We start from the raw sequence: 18985 nt of genomic DNA on the forward strand, positions 1-18985 counted from the left end.
ATCGAGCACTACCCCCCGATCGGATCCATCATCAGCGGAGCATGGCGATCGACCAGCGTGGCACTCGCCGTATTGAGGCCGATGACCTCGACCTCGCGGCCGTGGCGGCGCAGTTTGCCGACGACATCTTCGAGCGCGGCGACTGCCGTGACGTCCCAGAGATGGGCGTTGGTCAAGTCGATGCGGACGGCGCGGGCCGCTTCGCGCAGGTCGAAGCGATCGGCGAAAATGTCGGCGCTGGCAAAGAAGATTTGCCCGCTTACCCGGTAGATACGCGTGTCGGTTTCCACGTCGTGATCGATCGCGACGTCCATCAACCGCGTGACCTTCCAGGCGAAGAACACGCCGCTGAGCAGCACGCCGACGCCGACGCCGAGCGACAGGTCATGCGTCGCGACGGTGACGACGACGGTCGCGACCATCACCACGCTCGACATCTTGGGATGCCGCGCGAGGTCGCGGAGCGAGCTCCAGGAGAAGGTGCTGATCGAGACCATGATCATGATCGCGACCAGCGCCGCGACCGGCACCTGCGCAACCCACGGCCTGAGCGGCACCATGACGATCAGCAGGAACACGCCTGCTACCAGCGTCGAGAGCCGCCCCGTGCCGCCATAGCGGACGTTACCGACCGTCTGGCCGATCATCCCGCAGCCGGCGATGCCGCCGAACGCGCCTGCGGCGATGTTGGCGAGGCCGAGCCCGGTGCATTCGCGCGCCTTCGAGCTAGTCGTTTCGGTGAGTTCGTCGACCACGCGAGCGGTCATCATCGATTCGAGCAGGCCGACGGCGGCCATCGCCAGCGCGTAGGGCGCGACGATCCGCAGCGTATCCCAGGTGAAGGGCACGTGCGGAAGGCCGAACGATGGAAGCGAATCCGGCAGGCGACCAAGATCACCGACCGTCCTCAAGGGCATCGGGAACCACATCGCGATTGCGGTAAGGACGACGATGCAGATCAGCGGCGACGGGATCGCCCTGGAGATCCGCGGCATGAGGTAGATGATCGCGAGACCGCCGGCGATCATCGCATAGGCTTGCCAGCTGACGCCGACCATCTGGGGCACCTGCGCCGAGAAGATCAGGATCGCGAGCGCGTTGACGAACCCGGCATGGACCGATTTCGAGACGAACCGCATCAATATGTCGAGCTTGGCGAGCCCGAATGCGATCTGGAGTGCGCCGGCGAGGATCGTCGCGACGAGCAGATATTGCAGGCCGTATGCGTGAACGAGCGCGGCGGCGACAAGTGCGACGGAGCCGGCCGCGCCCGAGATCATCGCGGGGCGGCCTCCGGCGAACGCGATGACGATGCCGATCACGAAGGAAGCGAACAGGCCGACTTCGGGATCGATGCCAGCGACGAACGAGAAGGCGATGACCTCGGGGATCAACGCGAACGTGCCGACCATGCCGGCGAGAACGTCCCGGCGCGCGGCCGTCGGACCGCTGAACCATTCGGCTCGGTAACCAGAAAGTGATGTCATGAATGTATCCGCATAGGACGCGAGAACCGCGGCGATATCGCGGGCGGTTCCTTGGAATGGCGTCGGTGCGTTGTCCGGCGGATCGGCGGCCGGAATAGCCACCCGGAATTGCACCGGGTCCAGGGCGAATGTGGGTCCGTTAGCGGGACAAGTGCTGCATTGCAACGGGATAACACCGCCGTCATCCTGACGAAAGTCAGGATCCAGAGTTACGGGACGCGCCTCTCTTGGCTCTGGATCCTGACTTTCGTCAGGATGACGATGGGAGAGTGGTTGGACGCGTAGCTTATGTGAACAGATCCACCACTTCGGCTCCCTCGCCTACCGCCTGCAGCAACAAGGTCCGGTGGCAGTGACACGGGTCGCGCTCGTAACACAGCAGCGCGCTGAGCTTCTCCGCGGCAAGCCCGAGCATGACCGCGGCCTGTGCCTGAGCCTCGGGCAGTTCGAGTTGCTCGTCGTACACCGCGGTCAACGTCGCGACGTCGCCTTTCTTCGCCGCATCGCGTCCGCGTTTCGGCGTCCCGAGGGCTTTCAGATGCACGTAATCGATCTCGACCTCGCGCAACGACGCGGCCAGCGACGTCTTCGAGAACCCCGGTCGTCGCGACAACGGGAGCGCGCGGACGTCGATCACCCGCTCCACCCCCGCCGCCTTCAGCGCCGCGATGAAATCAGCCATCGTCGTGGCCTCGTAGCCGATCGTGAAGATCTTCGTGGGGTGCGTCATGAGAAGGAAGTGGGATTGCGCCGCTGACACGACAACCACTGGCACGACAACCGCTGACAGGACAGGCGTCCCGCGCTATCTGACCGGAATGACCCACGATATTCACGTCATCGGCGGCGGGCTTGCCGGTTCCGAAGCCGCTTGGCAACTCGCCGAAGCGGGCCTCAAGGTCCGCCTCTCCGAAATGCGCGGCAGCGGCGAAGCCACGCCCGCGCACCAGACCGACGGCCTTGCCGAACTCGTCTGCTCGAACAGTTTTCGCTCGGACGATGCGGAGAGCAACGCGGTCGGATTGCTCCACCAGGAATTGCGCACGCTTGGCTCGCTGATCATGCGCCAGGCGGACATCCACCGTGTCCCCGCGGGATCGGCGCTCGCGGTGGACCGCGACAATTTCTCCGCCAGCGTCACCGAGGCGATCGACCAGCATCCGAACATCACACTGGTCCGCGAACGCATCGACGCGCTTCCCGACGGCCCGACGATCATCGCCACCGGTCCGCTCACCGCTGCCTCGCTGGCCGCCGGGATTGGTGCCGAGACGGGACGCGAGGCGCTCGCCTTCTTCGATGCGCTCGCGCCGATCGTGCATCGCGACTCGATCGACATGGACACCGCGTGGTTCGCGTCGCGCTGGGACAAGGGTGAGGGCAAGGACTACATCAACTGCCCGATGGACAAGGACCAGTATCTGGCCTTCCACCAAGGCCTGATCGATGGCGAGAAGACCCCGTTTAAGGACTGGGAGAAGGACACGCCGTATTTCGATGGCTGCATGCCGATCGAGGTGATGGCCGAGCGCGGCGTCGACACGCTGCGTTATGGCCCGATGAAGCCGGTCGGGCTCGACAATCCCAAGACCGGGCGCTGGCCGCATGCAGTCGTCCAGCTTCGGCAGGACAATGCGCAGGGCACGCTGTGGAACATCGTCGGGTTCCAGACCAAGATGAAGCATGCCGATCAGGTCCGCCTGTTCCGCACTATCCCAGGCCTTGAGAATGCCGAATTCGCAAGGCTGGGCGGGCTCCACCGCAACACGTTCATTCGCTCGCCCGAGTTGCTCGACGAAACGCTTCGGCTGAAGTCGCGTCCGAACATTCGCTTCGCCGGCCAGATCACCGGCTGCGAGGGGTATATCGAGAGCTGCGGCATAGGCATGCTCGCAGGGCTGTTCGCCGCGGCCGAGCTGACGGGGAAGACGCTTGCTCCCCCGCCCTACGCCACCGCGCTCGGGGCGCTGCTGGGGCACATCACGGGTGGCGCCGAGGTCGAGACCTATCAGCCGATGAACGTGAATTTCGGCCTGTTCCCGCCGATCCCCGGCCGTACGAAGAAGACCGACCGCAAGAAGATGTACACCGATCGCGGCCGTGCGGCGCTGTCGGAATGGCTCAACTTTCCTCGGCAACAGCCTGAACCGGTGGACAATTCACCCGAGCTGGCCCCTTCCGCTTGACCGCCGTGGTTGCGAATTCCGGGGCGGTCATCGCCCCGGATTTGTCGCGATCCGCGTCCGCAAACTTGGTCGCTGCCTTCACCGCCCATTCGTCGAACGACAGCTTGCCGTCGCCATCGACATCCAGGCGCGCATACGCCTTGCGCCGTTGGACCAGATATTCCTCGCGCGTGATCTTCGCATCGCGATCCTTGTCGTAGCGATCGAACCGCTTCTGCTCGCGGGTCCGTTCCGTGGCTTCGGGCGCCACATCGGGTAAGGGATCGCCAGCGGCCGCCGTCCCGCCGACCTGCGTCACCGGTTGCGCTTGCAACAGAGGCCCGGGCCTCGCCTTGCCGCTGAAAAACATGAACCCCGCGACGATCAACGCGATCACCGCTGTCCCGCCTGTTAGATATCGCCACATCGCCGTCGCCTCCGCTGCCCTGGCAGTACGCTAGGCCTCGTGAGCGACGATCCCCGTGCGATTGATCAGTATCCGGTCAATCTATGCCAGGCCAACCGACCGACCCGCTTCGGACTACCCGGCGGCGTCGGCGATGCCGATAGATCGAACCGGGCCGATAGTGCCAAGGCGCCAAGCGTTCGCGTCTTGCCGGGCCAGCGGCCGCGTAATGCCGCGTCGAGCGTATCGCCCGCTCGCGTATGCGCGAGAGCACGGCTCGGCGCGTCGCTTAGCCGCTGCGAAAGATCGGCCAGCGCCCAGCCCTCGCCTGCGAGACCGATTCGATCATCGCTGACCGACAGCATCGTGCCGGCCAACTCGAACAACCGCCGCCCCCGGTCGCGCGCGAACCGTTCCGCGATTGCCGCATCGAACTCCGGCTCCAGCAGAGCCTCCCAACCATCGGTCATTCCCGCCAGCATCGCCCCCGACACGCCCGCCGGCAAGACGTGCGACTGAAGCGCCGTCAGTACCGGTTCGGCCGGCGCCGTTGCGATATCGAGCCGTCCCAGCGCTTCATACCACCAAGTCAGGCGCATCTGTCCGACCAAAGGTTCGCGCGTCGTCCGCAGGATCGCGGCCAACGTATTGTCGAGCGCGAACAGCGATTGAAGCGCAAGACGCATGGCTGGCGGCGCGTAAAGGATCATGAGCCGCCGTTCCGCTGATCGAGCGTGCTCACCAAGGCTTAGCGCTGTTTCGTCCGTATTAACCATATCGCTTGTACTGCCTTTATCGGTCGCGCGCGCAGGTGGGGCCATTAGCGAGTATCGGTGGGGTCCGTGGTGTCCAGTAAAGCGAAATGGGGAGGGAGCAACGGCAAGCCAAACCCGACGTGGTTTGCCTTTCTTTGCCGGTTCCTGCGACATACCGGCGGCAATACGCTGATGCTCACCGCCGCCGCAATGATTCCCCTCGCCGGAATGGTCGGCGGCGGCCTTGATATGGCGAGACTGTATATCGCCAAGACGAGATTGCAGCACGCGTGCGACGCTGGCGCGCTGGCAGGGCGCAAGTCGATGGGCGCCGGCACATGGGCGCAGAACAATAACGCCGCCAATGCGGCTGCCCTGCAGTTCTTCAGGGGCAATTTCACGCCGGGCCAATATGGCAGCACCGGCGCGCAGCAGTCCTTCACAGAAAACGCTGGCAAGGTCATAGGAACCGCTTCGGTCGACATGCCGATGACGCTGATGAAGATCTTTGGCTTCACCACCAAGACGCTGACCGTGACCTGTGACGCTGAAATGCGCCTGCCGAACACGGATGTGATGTTCGTGCTCGATACAACGGGGTCGATGGCGTCCCCAGCCGTGTCGACCGACACGGACACCAAGATCCAGGCGCTAAAGACCGCCGTCAAATGCTTCTACGAAATCGTTGCCCGCCTCGATACGAACGCCGTCTGCACGACCGGCATACCGAGTGGTGGTACGGGCGATCAGGTGCAGATCCGGTTTGGGTTCATGCCGTATTCGACGAACGTGAACGTCGGCAAATTGCTGCCGACGGCCTATTTCGCCGATACATGGAAATATCAGACCCGCACGCCGGAATGGACGACGACGACGACGACGACGTGGAGTCCGGTTACGGAGACCACCGGACCGCCGATCTCGGTCAGTGGGCCGTGGTCTCCGTGGGTCGGCCCGACATACATCTTTCTCTGCGGTAGAACCTCGGGTGAGTCGACATCGACATCGACGTCGACGGTGAACGGTGCCGAGCAGACCAATGGCTTGGTAAGAACATCGACGACGACGACGATCGTCACCACGACGACGACACAGACCGAAGTCACGGCTGCATTTCTCGGATGTAACGTCCGGACACGGACCAGATCCGATACGGTAACGACGGTGGTCACCCGCACCTCCATCGGGGCGCCGACGACGACAAAGACGTTCTTGCGATGGCGCTACGCGCAGTTGCCCGTCACCACCGGTTTGCTCAAGAACGGCACGGCGTGGAACGACAGCATGACGTTGCCGATCGGTACGAACGGTACAGACCGGTCGGTAGGTTGGGACGGCTGCATCGAAGAGCGAAAGACCGCAAAACAGTCGAGCTATGCCACCATCCCGTCCGACGCAAAGGACATGGACATCGATTTGGTACCGACGACGTCGGATCCGGATTCCCTGTGGGGCCAAGCATTGCCGAGCGCGACGTTCCTCCGCAAGATCGCTCAAGCACCCGGGCGAAACCCAAGTCAGGGGAGCCGGGACGAAGAACTGACGACCAACGACTATTGGAACGGCGTCTCCTATTTTTGCCCCACGGAAGCAAAGAAGCTGCAGCAATGGACAGACGCCATGGCCTTCCAGAACTATGTCGATGGGCTGGTCCCGTCCGGCAATACCTATCACGATATCGGCATGATCTGGGGCGCGCGTTTCATGTCGCCGACCGGTATATTCGCATCGGAGAACGCCACGACACCGCGCGGTGGCGAAATCCAGCGCAACATGATCTACATGACGGACGGTGACGCCGTGGCGCAGCCCTGTGATTATACTGCATACGGCGTGGCTTGGTGGGATCGTCGCACCACCGACGACGTCGGTGCCCAGTCGAATTGCAACGGCGTCGTTGACGGTCTGCCCTCACTGAACGCGCAAGTAAACGCGCGGCTGGACGGGCTTTGCACGGCGGTTAAGAACAAGGAGATAACCTTGTGGGTTATTTCGTTCGGCAGCGGCTCGAACACCGATACCGAAAACCGTCTCCGTGCCTGCGCGAGTAACGGTCGCTTCTTCACCGCGCGCAACTCGGCGACGCTCCAGGCGACGTTCAAAGCGATTGCCGATCAAATCTCGCAGTTGCGACTTACCTCATGACGTTGCGCACGGCGAGAGAACGCTTTGTCGCGACGGGCGTTCGACCATGCCTGCGTGACCAGCGAGCGGTAACGGTGGTTGAATTCGCGTTCGTCGCACCGGTGCTACTGCTGCTGCTGCTGGGCGGCCTTGATACGGCGCACACGCTTTACATGCGCGGCGTGTTGCAGGGCGCGGTACAGAAGAGCGCTCGCGACTCCGCGCTCGAATCCGGACTGAGCAGCGCCAGTCAAACGGCGATCGACAATCGTGTCCGGGCATCAGTCCTCACGTTAGCCAACAATGCAGACATCACGATCAAGCGCCGGTTTTACCGGACCTTCTCGCAGGCTGCGGCGGCGAAGGCAGAGCCGTTCCCCGGCGGTAATGATACCAATCGCAACGGCATCTGCGACAATAACGAGATATTCGAGGATCTGAACCGCAACGGCATCCGCGACCTGGACGGCGGAGACGGCGGACAAGGGGCTGCAGTCGACCGTACCGTCTACACGGTAACGGCGACCTATCCGCGCATGTTTCCTGTCATGAAGATGATCGGCGGGTCCGCGACGACCGTGGTCACTGCGACCACCGTGCTGGAAAACCAGCCCTATGCCAACCAAGCGAGCTATTCCGGTTCGACTGTCGGGCATTGCAATCCGTGACGTCGCGCCCGTCCTTCCGCACATCGCTTCGCATGGTTCGACAGGATCGGCGCGGCCTCGCGCTGGTCGAGTTCGCCTTCGCGCTCCCCATACTCATGCTGTTGTGTCTGACCGGCGCGGAAATCGTCAACTACATCACCACGCGGATGCGGGTCAGCCAGCTTGCGCTGCATATCGCCGACAACGCGGCGCGGATGGGGACCGGACCCGCCATCACCGCCAAATCCGTATCGGAAACGGATATAAACGACGTACTCACCGGTGGCGGTCTGCAGGCAGGGGACCTCAATCTCTATGCCAACGGCCGGGTCGTGCTGACCGACCTTGAGCCGGTCGCCAGCCCTAATACGACGGACAAGTACAAGGTAGGCTGGATGCGGTGTCGAGGGGCCAAGAGCTACACCTCGCCCTACGCCCGCGCGGGGCAGACGAACATGGTCGGGATCGGCCCCGCCGCCACGCAGGTCAAAGCCCAGGATTACAATGCGACGATGTTCGTCGAGGTGACGTTCACCTACACGCCGCTGGTGCTCGCCTCGATGGCGCCGTCGACTACCATAACCGAAATCGCGTCCATGGCGGTGCGCGATCGACGCGATTTGACCCAAATCTACAACAACGAGGGGGCGGCGGTATCGACCTGCTGAGGTCGATACCGCAACCAGCCGTCTACTTGTACGTCACCTTCTTCACCGCCGCGATCACCTTCGCGACGTCGACCAGCATCAGCTTTTCGAGGTTGGCCGCGTAAGGCATCGGCACGTCCTCGTTGGTCACGCGAAGCACCGGGGCATCGAGGTCGTCGAAGCCGTGTTCCATCACCACCGACACGATCTCCGAGGCGATCGAGCAGGTCGCCCAATTCTCTTCGACGATGATCATGCGGTTGGTCTTGGCGAGGCTCTTCAGGACCGTCTCGGTGTCGAGCGGGCGCAGCGTGCGCAGGTCGATGACCTCGGCGTCGATGCCCTCTTCGGCCAGCTTCTCGGCGGCTTCGAGCGAAATGCCGACGCCGATCGAGTAGCTGACGATCGTCACGTCCTTGCCCTCGCGGACGATCCGCGCCTTGCCGATCGGCAGGACGTGGTTGTCGAGCTTGGGAACGTCGAAGCTGCGGCCGTACATCAGCTCGTTCTCGAGGAACACGACAGGATCCTCGGTGCGGATCGCTGCCTTGAGAAGACCCTTCGCATCCGCCGCGTCATATGGCGCGATCACGATCAGGCCGGGGACGCTCGCATACCATGCCGCGAAATTGTGCGAATGCTGGGCACCCACACGCGACGCGGCGCCGTTCGGACCGCGGAACACGATAGGGCAGCGCATCTGGCCGCCCGACATGTAGTTGGTCTTGGCGGCCGAATTGATGATGTGGTCGATCGCCTGCAACGCGAAGTTGAAGGTCATGAACTCGACGATCGGGCGGAGGCCACCCATCGCCGCGCCCGCGCCGATGCCGGCAAAGCCGTATTCGGTGATCGGCGTGTCGATGACGCGACGGTCGCCGAATTCCTCGAGCAGCCCCTGCGTGACCTTGTACGCGCCCTGATACTGCGCGACTTCCTCGCCCATCACGAAGACGCGGTCGTCCTCGCGCATTTCCTCGGCCATCGCGTCGCGCAAGGCTTCGCGGACGGTCGTCTTGACCATCTCGGTGCCCTCGGGGATCGCGGGGTCGGAGATGCCGACCCTCTCGGCCGACGCGACGAGCTGTTGCGTGCCGCTCTCGGCGTTAGCGGGCGAGGCGCCTTCGGGAACCGGCGGTGCCTTGCCGTCCGACGGCGTTTCCTTGGGCGCGGCATTGGCAGAATCGCCCGAGCGTGCCTCGGTCGGCTTCTGGTCGCTCGCGCTCTCGCCCTCTTCGAGGATCGTCGCAATGACGGTGCCGACCTTCACGTTGTCGGTGCCTTCGGCGACGGCGATCGAACCGATCGTGCCTTCGTCGATCGCCTCGAACTCCATCGTCGCCTTGTCGGTCTCGATCTCGGCGAGGATGTCGCCCGACTTGACGCTGTCGCCTTCCTTGACGAGCCACTTGGCCAGCGTGCCCTCTTCCATCGTCGGGGAGAGCGCGGGCATCTTGATCTCGATCGCCATCAGTAGGACTCCACCAGAACGTCGGTATACAGCTCGGCGACATCCGGCTCGGGGGTCTGTTCGGCGAAATCAGCGGCTTCGTTCACGGTCTTCCTGATCTGCTGTTCGATGGACTTGAGGTCCGCCTCGGTCACGCCTTGCGCATCGAGCAGCGCCTTTATGTGATCGATCGGATCCGACTTGTCGCGGACCGCCTGGACCTCGTCACGCGTGCGGTATTTCGCCGGATCGGACATCGAGTGGCCACGATAGCGATAGGTCTTCATCTCGAGGATGATCGGCCCCTTACCCGCACGGACCCAGGCTAGCGCCTCCTCGGCAGCACCGCGGCAGGCGAGTACGTCCATGCCGTCGACCTGGATACCGGGGATGCGGAAGCTCTCGCCGCGGCGATACAGCTGGTCCTCGGCCGAGGCGCGATTGACGCTGGTGCCCATCGCGTACTGGTTGTTCTCGATCACGAAGATGATCGGCAGCTTCCACAGCTCGGCCATGTTGAAGCTCTCGTACACCTGGCCCTGGTTCGACGCGCCATCGCCGAAATAGGCCATGCAGACGCCGCCGTCATTCGAGTATTTGTGCTTGAACGCGAGGCCGGTGCCGAGCGACACCTGCGCGCCGACGATCCCGTGGCCGCCGTAGAATTTATGCTCGGTCGAGAACATGTGCATCGACCCGCCCTTGCCCTTCGAGATGCCGGAGCCACGCCCCGTCAGCTCGGCCATGATCGCCTTGGGATCGATTCCGTAGGCGAGCATGTGGCCGTGATCGCGGTAGCCGGTGATCACCGAATCGGTGTCGCCGTTAAGCGCAGACTGGAGGCCGACCGCGACCGCTTCCTGGCCGATGTACAGATGGCAGAAACCACCGATCAGGCCCAAGCCATAGAGTTGGCCCGCTTTTTCCTCGAAACGGCGGATCAGCAGCATCTGCCGATACATTTCGAGCAGTTCGTCCTTCGACGCCTCGTACGGCTTTGGTTCGGCCGGTCGTTCGCGGTTCGTAATCGGCGGTTCGGCGATTGCGCGTGCTGGTGGGGGGGTCTTGGCCACGATGTGGGAAACCTCGTTTTCCGTAGGGGAGTTGAGGGAGCCTATAGGCGCGGACGGGGCGGAACATCAATTCCCGTCTGGGGTATGTCGGTTTACGGGGTGTGGGATGGGGTCGAAGCGTGTCGCGCCGCGCGCTGCGTCGTCATCCCGCCCACCCCCGTCATCCTGACGAAAGTCAGGACCCAGAGTAACGAAACGCTGACCTTAGTAACCCTGGGTCCTGACTTTCGTCAGGATGACGGCGTACGGTGGCGACGGTTCCGTCACTTCACTATCCCCAGCCCAAGCAAAGCTCCGGTTGCCCTCGCCGCGCACGCGAGCCTAAAGCCAATCACAATGGACTCCACCGCAGACCCCCACCAGCATCCCTTACGGATCGCCAATTTCCGCGCCTATTGGCTGTCCCGTTTCACCGGCACGATCGCGGTCAGCGCGATGTCGATCGTCATCGGGTGGCAAGTCTACAACATCGCCCGCGAGACGATGGATATCCGCCAGGCCGCCTTCATGCTCGGCATGATCGGGTTCGCGCAGTTCGTGCCGCTGTTCCTGTTGACCCCGATCACCGGGCTGGTCGCGGACAGCTTCGACCGCCGCTGGATCGTCCGCGGCACGACCGCGTTGCTCGTGCTCACCGCCGCGACGTTGTGGTTGCTGACCTGGACGGGCCACCTCACGCTCGGCGTGTTGTTCGTTGCTGCGGTAGCCTTCGGGGTAGCGCGTGCCTTCTCAGGGCCCGCTTACTCTGCGCTGGCGCCCAACCTAGTTCCCCGCGCGGTTCTCCCGACCGCGATCGCGATCAGTTCGATCGCGTGGCAGGTCGGGACCATCGCCGGCCCGAGCGTCGGCGGCCTACTGTATGCGATCCACCCCGAGGTCGCATACGGCGTGGCAACGATCCTCTTCGTCGTTGCGCTCTTCTTCATGTTCCTGATCGGCCCGGTCCCGCAGCCTGCGTCGCAGACCGACCACCGTCCGCTTGCCCGCATCATCGAGGGCTTCACGTATGTGCGCCGCAACCGGCTCGTCCTGGCGACGATCACGCTCGACCTGTTCGCGGTACTGCTCGCCGGGGCCACGTCGCTGCTCCCGGTCTATTCGCGCGACATCCTCCATGTCGGTTCGCAAGGGCTGGGTGTGCTTGCGGCGGGCATGGGCATCGGCGCGGCAGTTACGGCCGTGTGGTTCTCGATCCGGCCTATGAGCACCAACGTCGGCGTGAAGATGCTGATCGCCGTCGTCGTGTTCGGCCTCGCGATCCTCACCTTCGGCATCGCCACGCCGATCGTGACTCTGCTCGGCATCGCACCCGGGACCATCGCCGGCATCCCCGTCCAGCCCGCCTTCGTTCTCAGCCTCGTCGCGCTGATCGTCGCGGGCGGCGCGGACATGATCTCGGTCTATGTCCGCCAGTCGCTGATCCAGCTGCACACGCCCGACGCGATGCGCGGCCGGGTCAGCGCGGTGTCGCAGCTCACGATCTCGGCCTCGAACGAACTCGGCGAATTCGAGAGCGGCGTGATGGCATCCCTGCTCGGCCCTGTCGGCGCGGTGGTGTTCGGCGGCGTCGGTGCTATTGCGATCACGATCGGCTGGGCGCGACTGTTCCCGGAACTTGGCCGCGCGAAAACCTTTGATCCCCCAGAGATCCTAGAGACCGAACCCGAACACGGAGAAGCCAAGCCATGAAGGCCAACTCGATCCTCGATACGATCGGCAACACGCCGCACGTCCGCCTGTCGAAGCTGTTCCCCGAATCCGAAGTCTGGGTGAAGTCCGAGCGCTCGAACCCCGGCGGCTCGATCAAGGACCGCATCGCGCTCGCGATGATCGAGGCTGCCGAGAAGGACGGCCATCTCCAGCCAGGCGGTACGATCATCGAGCCGACCAGCGGCAATACCGGCATCGGCCTCGCGCTCGTCGCTGCCGTTAAAGGCTACAAGATCGTCCTCGTCATGCCGGAGAGCATGTCTATCGAACGCCGCCGCCTGATGCTCGCCTATGGCGCAACGTTCGACCTGACGCCGCGCGAAAAGGGCATGAAGGGCGCGATCGAGCGTGCGCTCGAACTCGTCCAGCAGACCCCCGGCGCGTGGATGCCGCAACAGTTCGAAAATCCTGCCAACATCGCCGTGCATGTCACGACGACCGCACAGGAAATCCTTGCCGACTTCCGCGATACGCCGATCGACGTGATCGTCACCGGGGTCGGAACCGGCGGCCACATCACCGGCGTCGCGGAGGCGTTGAAGAAGGAGTGGCCGTCGCTGAAGGTCTATGCGGTCGAGCCCGCCGCATCGCCCGTGATCGCCGGCGGCCAGCCCGGCCCGCACCCGATTCAGGGCATCGGTGCGGGGTTCATCCCGGTCAATCTCCACACCCAGGCGCTCGACGGCGTGATCGAGGTCGATGCCGCGGTCGCCAAGGACATGGCGCGTCGTTCGGCGACCGAAGAAGGCATGCTGGTCGGCATCAGCTCGGGCGCGACGCTGGCGGCGATTCTCCAGAAGTTGCCCGACCTGCCCGATGACGTTCGCGTGCTGGGCTTCAACTACGACACCGGCGAGCGCTATCTGTCGGTCCCGGACTTCCTGCCCGAACAGTGACACATCCTACGTCCGCGCGCGGCGCGTCCTCCTCTTCCGCGCGCGGTTCGACCGCGTTGCATGCCGTTCTTACCGGAATCGCCGGGCTGGCGATCGTCGGTCCGGCGCTGGTCGTTGCCAATGCGCCCGTCATCGTTCCGACTAAGCGCGTGGCGCTACCGCCGCAGCGAGTCGTGCCGAAGGCCGAAGTTCCACAAGTCGAACCGATGAAGTTCGTCGACCTGACGCCGACCGACGCGAAGGCGTTCAACGCGACCATCCCATTCTCGACGGAACCCAATCCGGCGGCTAGACCGTTCCACTTCGTCGGTGCGCCGGAGGACCGGGCGCGGGCGACCGACTGCATGGCCGCGGGCATCGTGTACGAAGCGGGCGACGACACGTTGGGCGAGCGGGCGGTGGCGCAGGTCGTGCTGAACCGCCTGCGCCATCCGGCCTTCCCGAAGACGGTCTGCGGCGTCGTGTTCGAGGGGCAGGCTCGTACCACCGGCTGCCAGTTCAGCTTCAGCTGTGACGGCGCGATCACGCGCTGGCATCCGACGGACGACGCCTGGCGGCGCGCGCGCGAGGTCGCGACAGCCGCGCTTAGCGGTGCGGTGTTCAACCAGGTCGGCTACGCGACGCATTACCATACCGACTGGGTCGTGCCGTACTGGCAGTCCAGCCTCGACAAGATTACCGCGGTGCACACGCACCTGTTCTTCCGCTGGTCGGGCTGGTGGGGAACACCGGCTGCGTTCGGTCGTCATCCCGACCCCATCGAACCGGTCATCGCACAACTCGCCAGCCTGTCCGACGCGCACAAGACCGGTGCTGCGTATGACGAAGCCCAGGCGGCGTTGGCCGAAGCATCCGCGGCGATGGGGTTCGTCAACGCGGCGGACTCGATCGATGCGGGCCTCGATGGGGCCTCTGCGCCACGTATCGACAATGACACGATCGTCGTTGTGTTCCCGCGGGGGCAATCGCCGGACACGCTGGCGACCACCGCGGTACAGGCGTGCGGAAGCCGGCCGTTCTGTCGGTATATGGCGTGGCTCGACGGAACCAAGGTGCCCACATCGCTGCCGCTCGACACCGCGCAGATGGCGTCGCTGACGTTCAGTTATCTGCGCGATCGGTCGAACGGCTATGAACGCGCGTTGTGGAACTGCCGCGAGTACAAGCGTCCAGATCCCTCGCAATGTCTTCAGCCCCCTGGAACCAAAGCGCCGGGTCCGCCGCCTGTCGCGGCGGACCCGGCGGTCAAGCCACCCGCGACTGCCGATCTGAACGGCGTTCGCCGGAAGCCTGCGATACCTTCGGGTCCGGTACAACCAGCATCTAAGGTCGTTACCGGCCAGTGACGTAAACAGGCGTGGAATTGCCTTCAGCGTCGAGGGACACGGGCATGCTGCGTGCCCCTCGACATGGTTTCGCAAAGCTGCCTATTTCGCCAAACCGAGCTGTTGCAGCATGAACGCCTGCCATTCGGAATTCTGGCGATAGCGTTCGAAGCGACCCGACTTGCCGCCATGCCCCGCCTCCATGTTGACGCGAAACAGCAGCGGGTTCTTGTCGGTCTTGAGCTCGCGGAGCTTGGCGACCCACTTGGTCGGCTCGTAATATTGCACTTGGCTATCCCATAGGCCGGTGCCGACATACATTGCCGGATACGCCTTGGCCTTGACGTTGTCGTACGGCGAGTAGCTCAGCATGTAGTCGTAGAACGGCTTCTTTGCGGGGTTGCCCCATTCGTCGTACTCGAACGTCGTCAGCGGGATCGAGGCATCGAGCATCGTCGTCACGACGTCGACGAACGGGACCTGCGCGATGATCAGCCTGTAGTCCGCCGGCGCCATGTTCGCGACGCCGCCCATCAGCAGCCCGCCCGCACTGCCGCCTATCGCGGCTACGCGGTCCTTCGCCGCGTATTTCTGAGCGACGAGATAGCGCGTGACGTCGATGAAGTCGGTGAAGCTGTTCTTCTTGTTGAGCAGATGCCCGTCGTCATACCAGCCGCGCCCCATCTCCTGCCCGCCGCGGATATGCGCGATCGCATAGACCACGCCGCGATCGAGCAGCCCGATCCGGCCCGGATCGACCGCCGGGTCGCTCGAAATGCCGTAGCTGCCATAGGCGTATTGGAAGAGTGGCGCGGTGCCTTCTCGCTTGGTGCCCTTGGCATAGACCAGCGACACGGGGATCCGCGTACCGTCTCGTGCGGGTGCCCATACGCGTTCGGTGACGTACTTCGCGGGGTCGTAGCCCGGCACCGGCGCGACCTTCAGCACGCGGCGTTCACCGGTCTTCGCATTGACCTCGTACGTCGTGGTCGGCGTGGCGAGCGAACCGTATGTGTAGCGCACCCACGGCGTGGACGTCTCCTCGTTGACGTCGAGCGACATGCGATAGGCGGGTTCGTCGGCGGTGACGGGGGTGGACTTGCCCGCGTCGTTCAGCACGCGGATCATGCGATTGCCGCCCTCGCGCTGGTCGATCGCGACGAAGCCGTCGAACGGTTTGAAGCCTTCGATGAAGACAGTGTCGCTGGCTGGCGTCAGGTCACGCCACGCGGCCGTGCCCTTGGCCAGATCGGCGTCGGCAACGGTCACCAGCTTGTAGTTTTTTGCGGCCTTGTTGGTGCGGATGATCCAGCGATTGCCGATATGATCCGCGCTGTAGCGGAACTCGCGTGCGCGTGGTGCGACGATCGTAAAATTTGTCGGCGCAGCGGCCGGTGCGCAACGTTGCTCGTCGCTGACCGTGCTGCTCACGCCGATGCAGACGAACTTGTCGTCTGCCGTGCGCGAGACACCCATCGAATAGGTGTCGTCCTTCTCCTCGTACAGCAGCCGATCGCTGGCGACGGACGTGCCGAGGACGTGCGCCTTCACGCGGTAGCCCCGGAGCGTGACCGGGTCCTTCTCGACGTACAGCAAGGTCTTGTTGTCGTCCGCCCAGACGACGTTCGGCTCGATGTTCGAGAGCGTGTCGGCGATCGTCGCGCCGGTCGCGAGGTCCTTTACCTTGAGGACATACTGGCGACGGCCGACGGTATCTTCCGCCCAGGCGACGCGGGCGTTGTCGGGGCTCACCGCCCAGTCGCTCAGCGCGAAGAAGCTGTGTCCCTTTGCCATCGCCGGCTCGTCGAACAGCGTTTCGGCAGGCGCGGTGCGGCTTCCCTTCCGGCGTTCGAGGATCGGGTAATCCGCGCCGGTCTGGAACCGCGATCCGTAATAATAACCGTTCTTCGCATACGGCACGGAGCTGTCGTCCTGCTTGATGTGCGAAAGGGTCTCTTTGTACAGTTTCGCCTGGAGCGGCTTCAGCGACGCGAGTTGCGCATCGGCATAGGCGTTCTCCGCGGCGAGATAGGCGAGCATCGCCGGGTTCTTCCGCGTGTCGTCGCGCAGCCAGTAATAATCGTCCTCGCGCGCGCCGTTGGGCGACGTCACCTGGAACGGCTTCTTCGCGACACGCGGCGGCTGGACCTGTGCGACCGCCGCGGTCGAGACCAGCGCCACGCCGGCCAGCATCATGTATCGTATCGTCATTGTGCTGCTCCCTGTGCCGGCGTCGTTGCGCCTGCCGGCTTCCGGTATCGATCGAACCAGGCGATGATCGCCGACGCTTTCGCCGCCGATTGCGATGGGCGAGCGGCCAGGCCGCCGTGACTAGCCCCCGGCACCTTCACCAGCGCGGTCGGCACGCCGCGAATCTGGAGCGCCGCGTAATATTGCTCGGACTCGCTGACCGGCGTCCGGTAATCGTCACCCCCTACCACCACCAGCGTCGGCGTCTTGACGTTGCCGACCAGGCTCAGCGGTGAGCGGTTCCAATAGCTCATCGGATCCTGCCACGGCAGCTTGGTGAACCAGTAGCGCGAGGTGAACAGCGTGTTGTCCATCGTCAGCGCCTCGCTGATCCAGTTGATCACCGGCTTCTGCGTCGCGGCGGCCTTGAACCGGTCGGTCTTGCCGACGATCCACGCGGTCAGCAGCCCGCCTCCAGAACCGCCGGTCACGAACAGATTGTCGGGATCGGCGGTCCCGTCCTTGATCGCCGCGTCGACCGAGGCGATCAGATCGTCGTAATCGGCAGCTGGGTAGGTCTTGTCGATCAGGTTGGCGAACTCGGCGCCGTAGGAGGTCGAGCCGCGCGGGTTGGTCCACAGCACCGCATAGCCGGCGGCGGCGTAGAGCTGCACGTCCGTCGCGAAGCCGGGGCCGTAGGCGGCGTTCGGGCCACCGTGGATCTCGAGGATCAGCGGCACGCGCTGGCCCGCGACACGGCCCGGCGGGGTCGCGAGCCAGGCGTCGATCGGCCGACCATCGGGCGCGGTCACCGCGATCTTCCGGACCTGTGCGAGCGCCTTCGATCCGGTCAGCACCGCGTTGAGCGTCGTCAGGCGTCGCGGTTTGCCGCCCGCCAGCACCCAGACGTCGGCGGGGGCGCTCGCATCGCCGCCGGTATAGGCGATCGTGCCGCCCTTCGAGACCGAGAACTCGCCGCCGGTATAGGGCCGGTCGAGCCCGCCGCCCGCGACGTTGTCGATCAGCGGCGTGACGCGACCATCGACCCCAACGCGCGCGACGCGACGCTGGCCGTGATCGTCGTAGCTCGCATACAGGCTGCGGCCGTCGGCGGACCACACCGCGTCCTCGATCGCGCGGTCGAGTGTCGCGGTGAGCGAGCGCGGCGAGGCGGCATCGCGGTCGCCGACATAGAGCTGCGTGTTCTCGTAGCTGCGGCGCTTGTCGTCGAAGCCGAGCCAAGCGATCTTCGAGCCATCCGGCGAGACACGTGGCTGCGCGTCGGGGCCATCGCGGGTCGTCAGCGTCCGGATCGTGCCGCCGCTCGTATCGACCGCGATCACGTCGGAGTTCATCACTTGGCGGTCGGCGGCTGGTCCACGGATCGCGGCGAAGACGATGCTGCGACCATCGGGCGTCCAAGACAGCGGCCCGCCGTCGTCGAACTTGCCATATGTCAGTTGCCGGGCGGCGCCCCCATCCGCGCCGACCACGAAGAGGTGGTCGTAGCCCGGCTTCACATAGCCCGGCCCGTCGTTGCGGTAGTTGACCCGGTCGATGATCGTCAGCGGCTCGGCCCATTTCGCGCCCTCTGGCTTGGGCGGCTGCGTGCCGAGCTTGGTGCCCTCGCCTGCTACCGTGGCGATGTAGGCGAGCTTGGTGCCGTCCGGCGACCAGGCGAGCGCCTGCGGATCGCCGGGGAAACTTGTCACGCGCGCACTCGTCGAACCACTTAGCCAGCGGACGAACAATTGCGATCCCTCGCCGTCGCGCGCAGCGTAAGCGATCCTTGCCCCGTCGGGCGACCAGCGCGGGCTGCTGCCGTCAGTGGCGAAGGGCGTCTGCCGTCCGCTCGCGACGTCGATCAGCCAGAGCGAGGATTGCATCTTGTCGGTCATCACGTCGCCGGTGCGGCGGACATAGACGATCGTCTTGCCGTCCGGGCTGATCTGCGGGTCCGCCGCGATCGTCAGGCCGAACAGGTCGCTCCCCGTGAAGCTACGCGTCGGACCATCGGGGACGGGGGCAGGCACTGGGGCGGTCGGCTGTTGCTGGGCAAAGGCCGGCGTCGCCGCGAGCAGTAGGAGGAGAGCAATGGTCAAGCGCAACG

At 64.5% G+C, this 18985-nt stretch carries 15 protein-coding genes and 1 other annotated feature; of the genes, 7 read left to right on the top strand and 8 right to left on the bottom strand.

Translation table 11 applies throughout. The features are described 5' to 3' along the window. Positions 1-8: 8 nt before the first annotated feature. Together U1707_RS01675 and U1707_RS01680 are read right to left on the bottom strand one after the other, a co-directional pair. Entirely contained in the window at positions 9-1487 is a 1479-nt protein-coding gene (locus U1707_RS01675; RefSeq protein ID WP_332798419.1) for a SulP family inorganic anion transporter, read from the bottom strand. 68 nt (positions 1488-1555) lie between these two features. Next, positions 1556-1611, bottom strand: a sequence feature (sul1 is cis-regulatory element that is thought to sense ions involved in sulfur or methionine metabolism; They are found in Alphaproteobacteria). A 162-nt stretch (positions 1612-1773) separates the two neighbouring features. Then, entirely contained in the window at positions 1774-2217 is a 444-nt protein-coding gene (locus U1707_RS01680) for a DUF488 domain-containing protein (protein WP_332798420.1), read from the bottom strand. An 88-nt stretch (positions 2218-2305) separates the two neighbouring features. Between U1707_RS01680 and trmFO the strand changes: the two genes are divergently transcribed. Next, positions 2306-3673 (top strand): methylenetetrahydrofolate--tRNA-(uracil(54)-C(5))-methyltransferase (FADH(2)-oxidizing) TrmFO, encoded by a 1368-nt coding sequence (trmFO, locus tag U1707_RS01685; RefSeq protein WP_332798421.1) that lies wholly within the window; start codon positions 2306-2308, stop codon positions 3671-3673. Here trmFO and U1707_RS01690 read toward each other — a convergent pair. Beyond that, positions 3609-4079 carry an EF-hand domain-containing protein gene (locus tag U1707_RS01690; RefSeq protein ID WP_332798422.1) on the bottom strand — a complete coding sequence of 157 codons (471 nt, stop codon included), beginning with the start codon at positions 4077-4079 and terminating at the stop codon, positions 3609-3611. The two genes, trmFO and U1707_RS01690, sit on opposite strands and share 65 nt — an antisense overlap. A 65-nt stretch (positions 4080-4144) precedes the next feature. Further along, on the bottom strand, positions 4145-4834 hold the full coding sequence (locus U1707_RS01695; protein WP_332798423.1) for a squalene/phytoene synthase family protein: 690 nt from the start codon (positions 4832-4834) through the stop codon (positions 4145-4147). A gap of 69 nt (positions 4835-4903) precedes the next feature. On the opposite strand from U1707_RS01695, the gene U1707_RS01700 reads away from it, so the two are divergent. From U1707_RS01700 to U1707_RS01710, 3 genes are read left to right on the top strand one after another with little or no spacing between them, the layout of a single operon-like run. Further along, positions 4904-6958, top strand: a complete 2055-nt coding sequence (locus U1707_RS01700) for a pilus assembly protein (RefSeq protein ID WP_332798424.1) — start codon at positions 4904-4906, stop codon at positions 6956-6958. Next, a complete protein-coding gene (locus U1707_RS01705; protein ID WP_332798425.1) occupies positions 6955-7605 on the top strand; it encodes a TadE/TadG family type IV pilus assembly protein in 651 nt (216 codons plus the stop codon). Before U1707_RS01700 ends, U1707_RS01705 begins: the two co-directional genes overlap by 4 nt. A gap of 32 nt (positions 7606-7637) precedes the next feature. Then, complete coding sequence (locus U1707_RS01710; protein WP_332798426.1) at positions 7638-8252, top strand: TadE/TadG family type IV pilus assembly protein; 615 nt, start codon at positions 7638-7640, stop codon at positions 8250-8252. Between the two features lie 22 nt (positions 8253-8274). Here the strand turns inward: U1707_RS01710 and U1707_RS01715 are convergent, their stop codons facing one another. Then, complete coding sequence (locus U1707_RS01715; protein WP_332798427.1) at positions 8275-9702, bottom strand: pyruvate dehydrogenase complex E1 component subunit beta; 1428 nt, start codon at positions 9700-9702, stop codon at positions 8275-8277. Continuing rightward, entirely contained in the window at positions 9702-10754 is a 1053-nt protein-coding gene (gene pdhA, locus U1707_RS01720; RefSeq protein ID WP_443025631.1) for a pyruvate dehydrogenase (acetyl-transferring) E1 component subunit alpha, read from the bottom strand. Before pdhA ends, U1707_RS01715 begins: the two co-directional genes overlap by 1 nt. Before the next feature lie 336 nt (positions 10755-11090). Here pdhA and U1707_RS01725 point away from each other — a divergent pair, with 336 nt between their 5' ends. From U1707_RS01725 to U1707_RS01735, 3 genes are read left to right on the top strand one after another with little or no spacing between them, the layout of a single operon-like run. Beyond that, positions 11091-12443, top strand: coding sequence for an MFS transporter (locus U1707_RS01725; protein WP_332798428.1), 1353 nt, complete (start codon positions 11091-11093; stop codon positions 12441-12443). Continuing rightward, positions 12440-13360, top strand: a complete 921-nt coding sequence (gene cysK, locus U1707_RS01730) for a cysteine synthase A (protein ID WP_332798429.1) — start codon at positions 12440-12442, stop codon at positions 13358-13360. Before U1707_RS01725 ends, cysK begins: the two co-directional genes overlap by 4 nt. Further along, positions 13357-14706 (top strand): cell wall hydrolase, encoded by a 1350-nt coding sequence (locus U1707_RS01735; protein WP_332798430.1) that lies wholly within the window; start codon positions 13357-13359, stop codon positions 14704-14706. Before cysK ends, U1707_RS01735 begins: the two co-directional genes overlap by 4 nt. Before the next feature lie 81 nt (positions 14707-14787). Here the strand turns inward: U1707_RS01735 and U1707_RS01740 are convergent, their stop codons facing one another. Both U1707_RS01740 and U1707_RS01745 read right to left on the bottom strand, forming a co-directional pair. Continuing rightward, positions 14788-16896 carry a S9 family peptidase gene (locus U1707_RS01740; RefSeq protein ID WP_332798431.1) on the bottom strand — a complete coding sequence of 703 codons (2109 nt, stop codon included), beginning with the start codon at positions 16894-16896 and terminating at the stop codon, positions 14788-14790. Beyond that, positions 16893-18983, bottom strand: a complete 2091-nt coding sequence (locus tag U1707_RS01745) for a prolyl oligopeptidase family serine peptidase (RefSeq protein WP_443025632.1) — start codon at positions 18981-18983, stop codon at positions 16893-16895. Before U1707_RS01745 ends, U1707_RS01740 begins: the two co-directional genes overlap by 4 nt. Positions 18984-18985 lie beyond the last annotated feature (2 nt).

Origin of the sequence: Sphingomonas sandaracina (assembly GCF_036663695.1) — a bacterium.
In the GTDB taxonomy this organism is placed as follows: domain Bacteria; phylum Pseudomonadota; class Alphaproteobacteria; order Sphingomonadales; family Sphingomonadaceae; genus Sphingomonas.

Excerpts from the sequence above, each read along its gene's own strand:
- U1707_RS01715 (WP_332798427.1), bottom strand. The coding sequence starts at position 9,702 with ATGGCGATCGAGATCAAGATGCCCGCGCTCTCCCCGACGATGGAAGAG.
- U1707_RS01740 (WP_332798431.1), bottom strand. The coding sequence starts at position 16,896 with ATGACGATACGATACATGATGCTGGCCGGCGTGGCGCTGGTCTCGACC.
- trmFO (WP_332798421.1), top strand. The coding sequence starts at position 2,306 with ATGACCCACGATATTCACGTCATCGGCGGCGGGCTTGCCGGTTCCGAA.
- U1707_RS01725 (WP_332798428.1), top strand. The coding sequence starts at position 11,091 with ATGGACTCCACCGCAGACCCCCACCAGCATCCCTTACGGATCGCCAAT.
- U1707_RS01675 (WP_332798419.1), bottom strand. The coding sequence starts at position 1,487 with ATGACATCACTTTCTGGTTACCGAGCCGAATGGTTCAGCGGTCCGACG.
- U1707_RS01690 (WP_332798422.1), bottom strand. The coding sequence starts at position 4,079 with ATGTGGCGATATCTAACAGGCGGGACAGCGGTGATCGCGTTGATCGTC.
- U1707_RS01710 (WP_332798426.1), top strand. The coding sequence starts at position 7,638 with ATGGTTCGACAGGATCGGCGCGGCCTCGCGCTGGTCGAGTTCGCCTTC.
- U1707_RS01695 (WP_332798423.1), bottom strand. The coding sequence starts at position 4,834 with ATGGTTAATACGGACGAAACAGCGCTAAGCCTTGGTGAGCACGCTCGA.
- U1707_RS01680 (WP_332798420.1), bottom strand. The coding sequence starts at position 2,217 with ATGACGCACCCCACGAAGATCTTCACGATCGGCTACGAGGCCACGACG.
- U1707_RS01705 (WP_332798425.1), top strand. The coding sequence starts at position 6,955 with ATGACGTTGCGCACGGCGAGAGAACGCTTTGTCGCGACGGGCGTTCGA.
- cysK (WP_332798429.1), top strand. The coding sequence starts at position 12,440 with ATGAAGGCCAACTCGATCCTCGATACGATCGGCAACACGCCGCACGTC.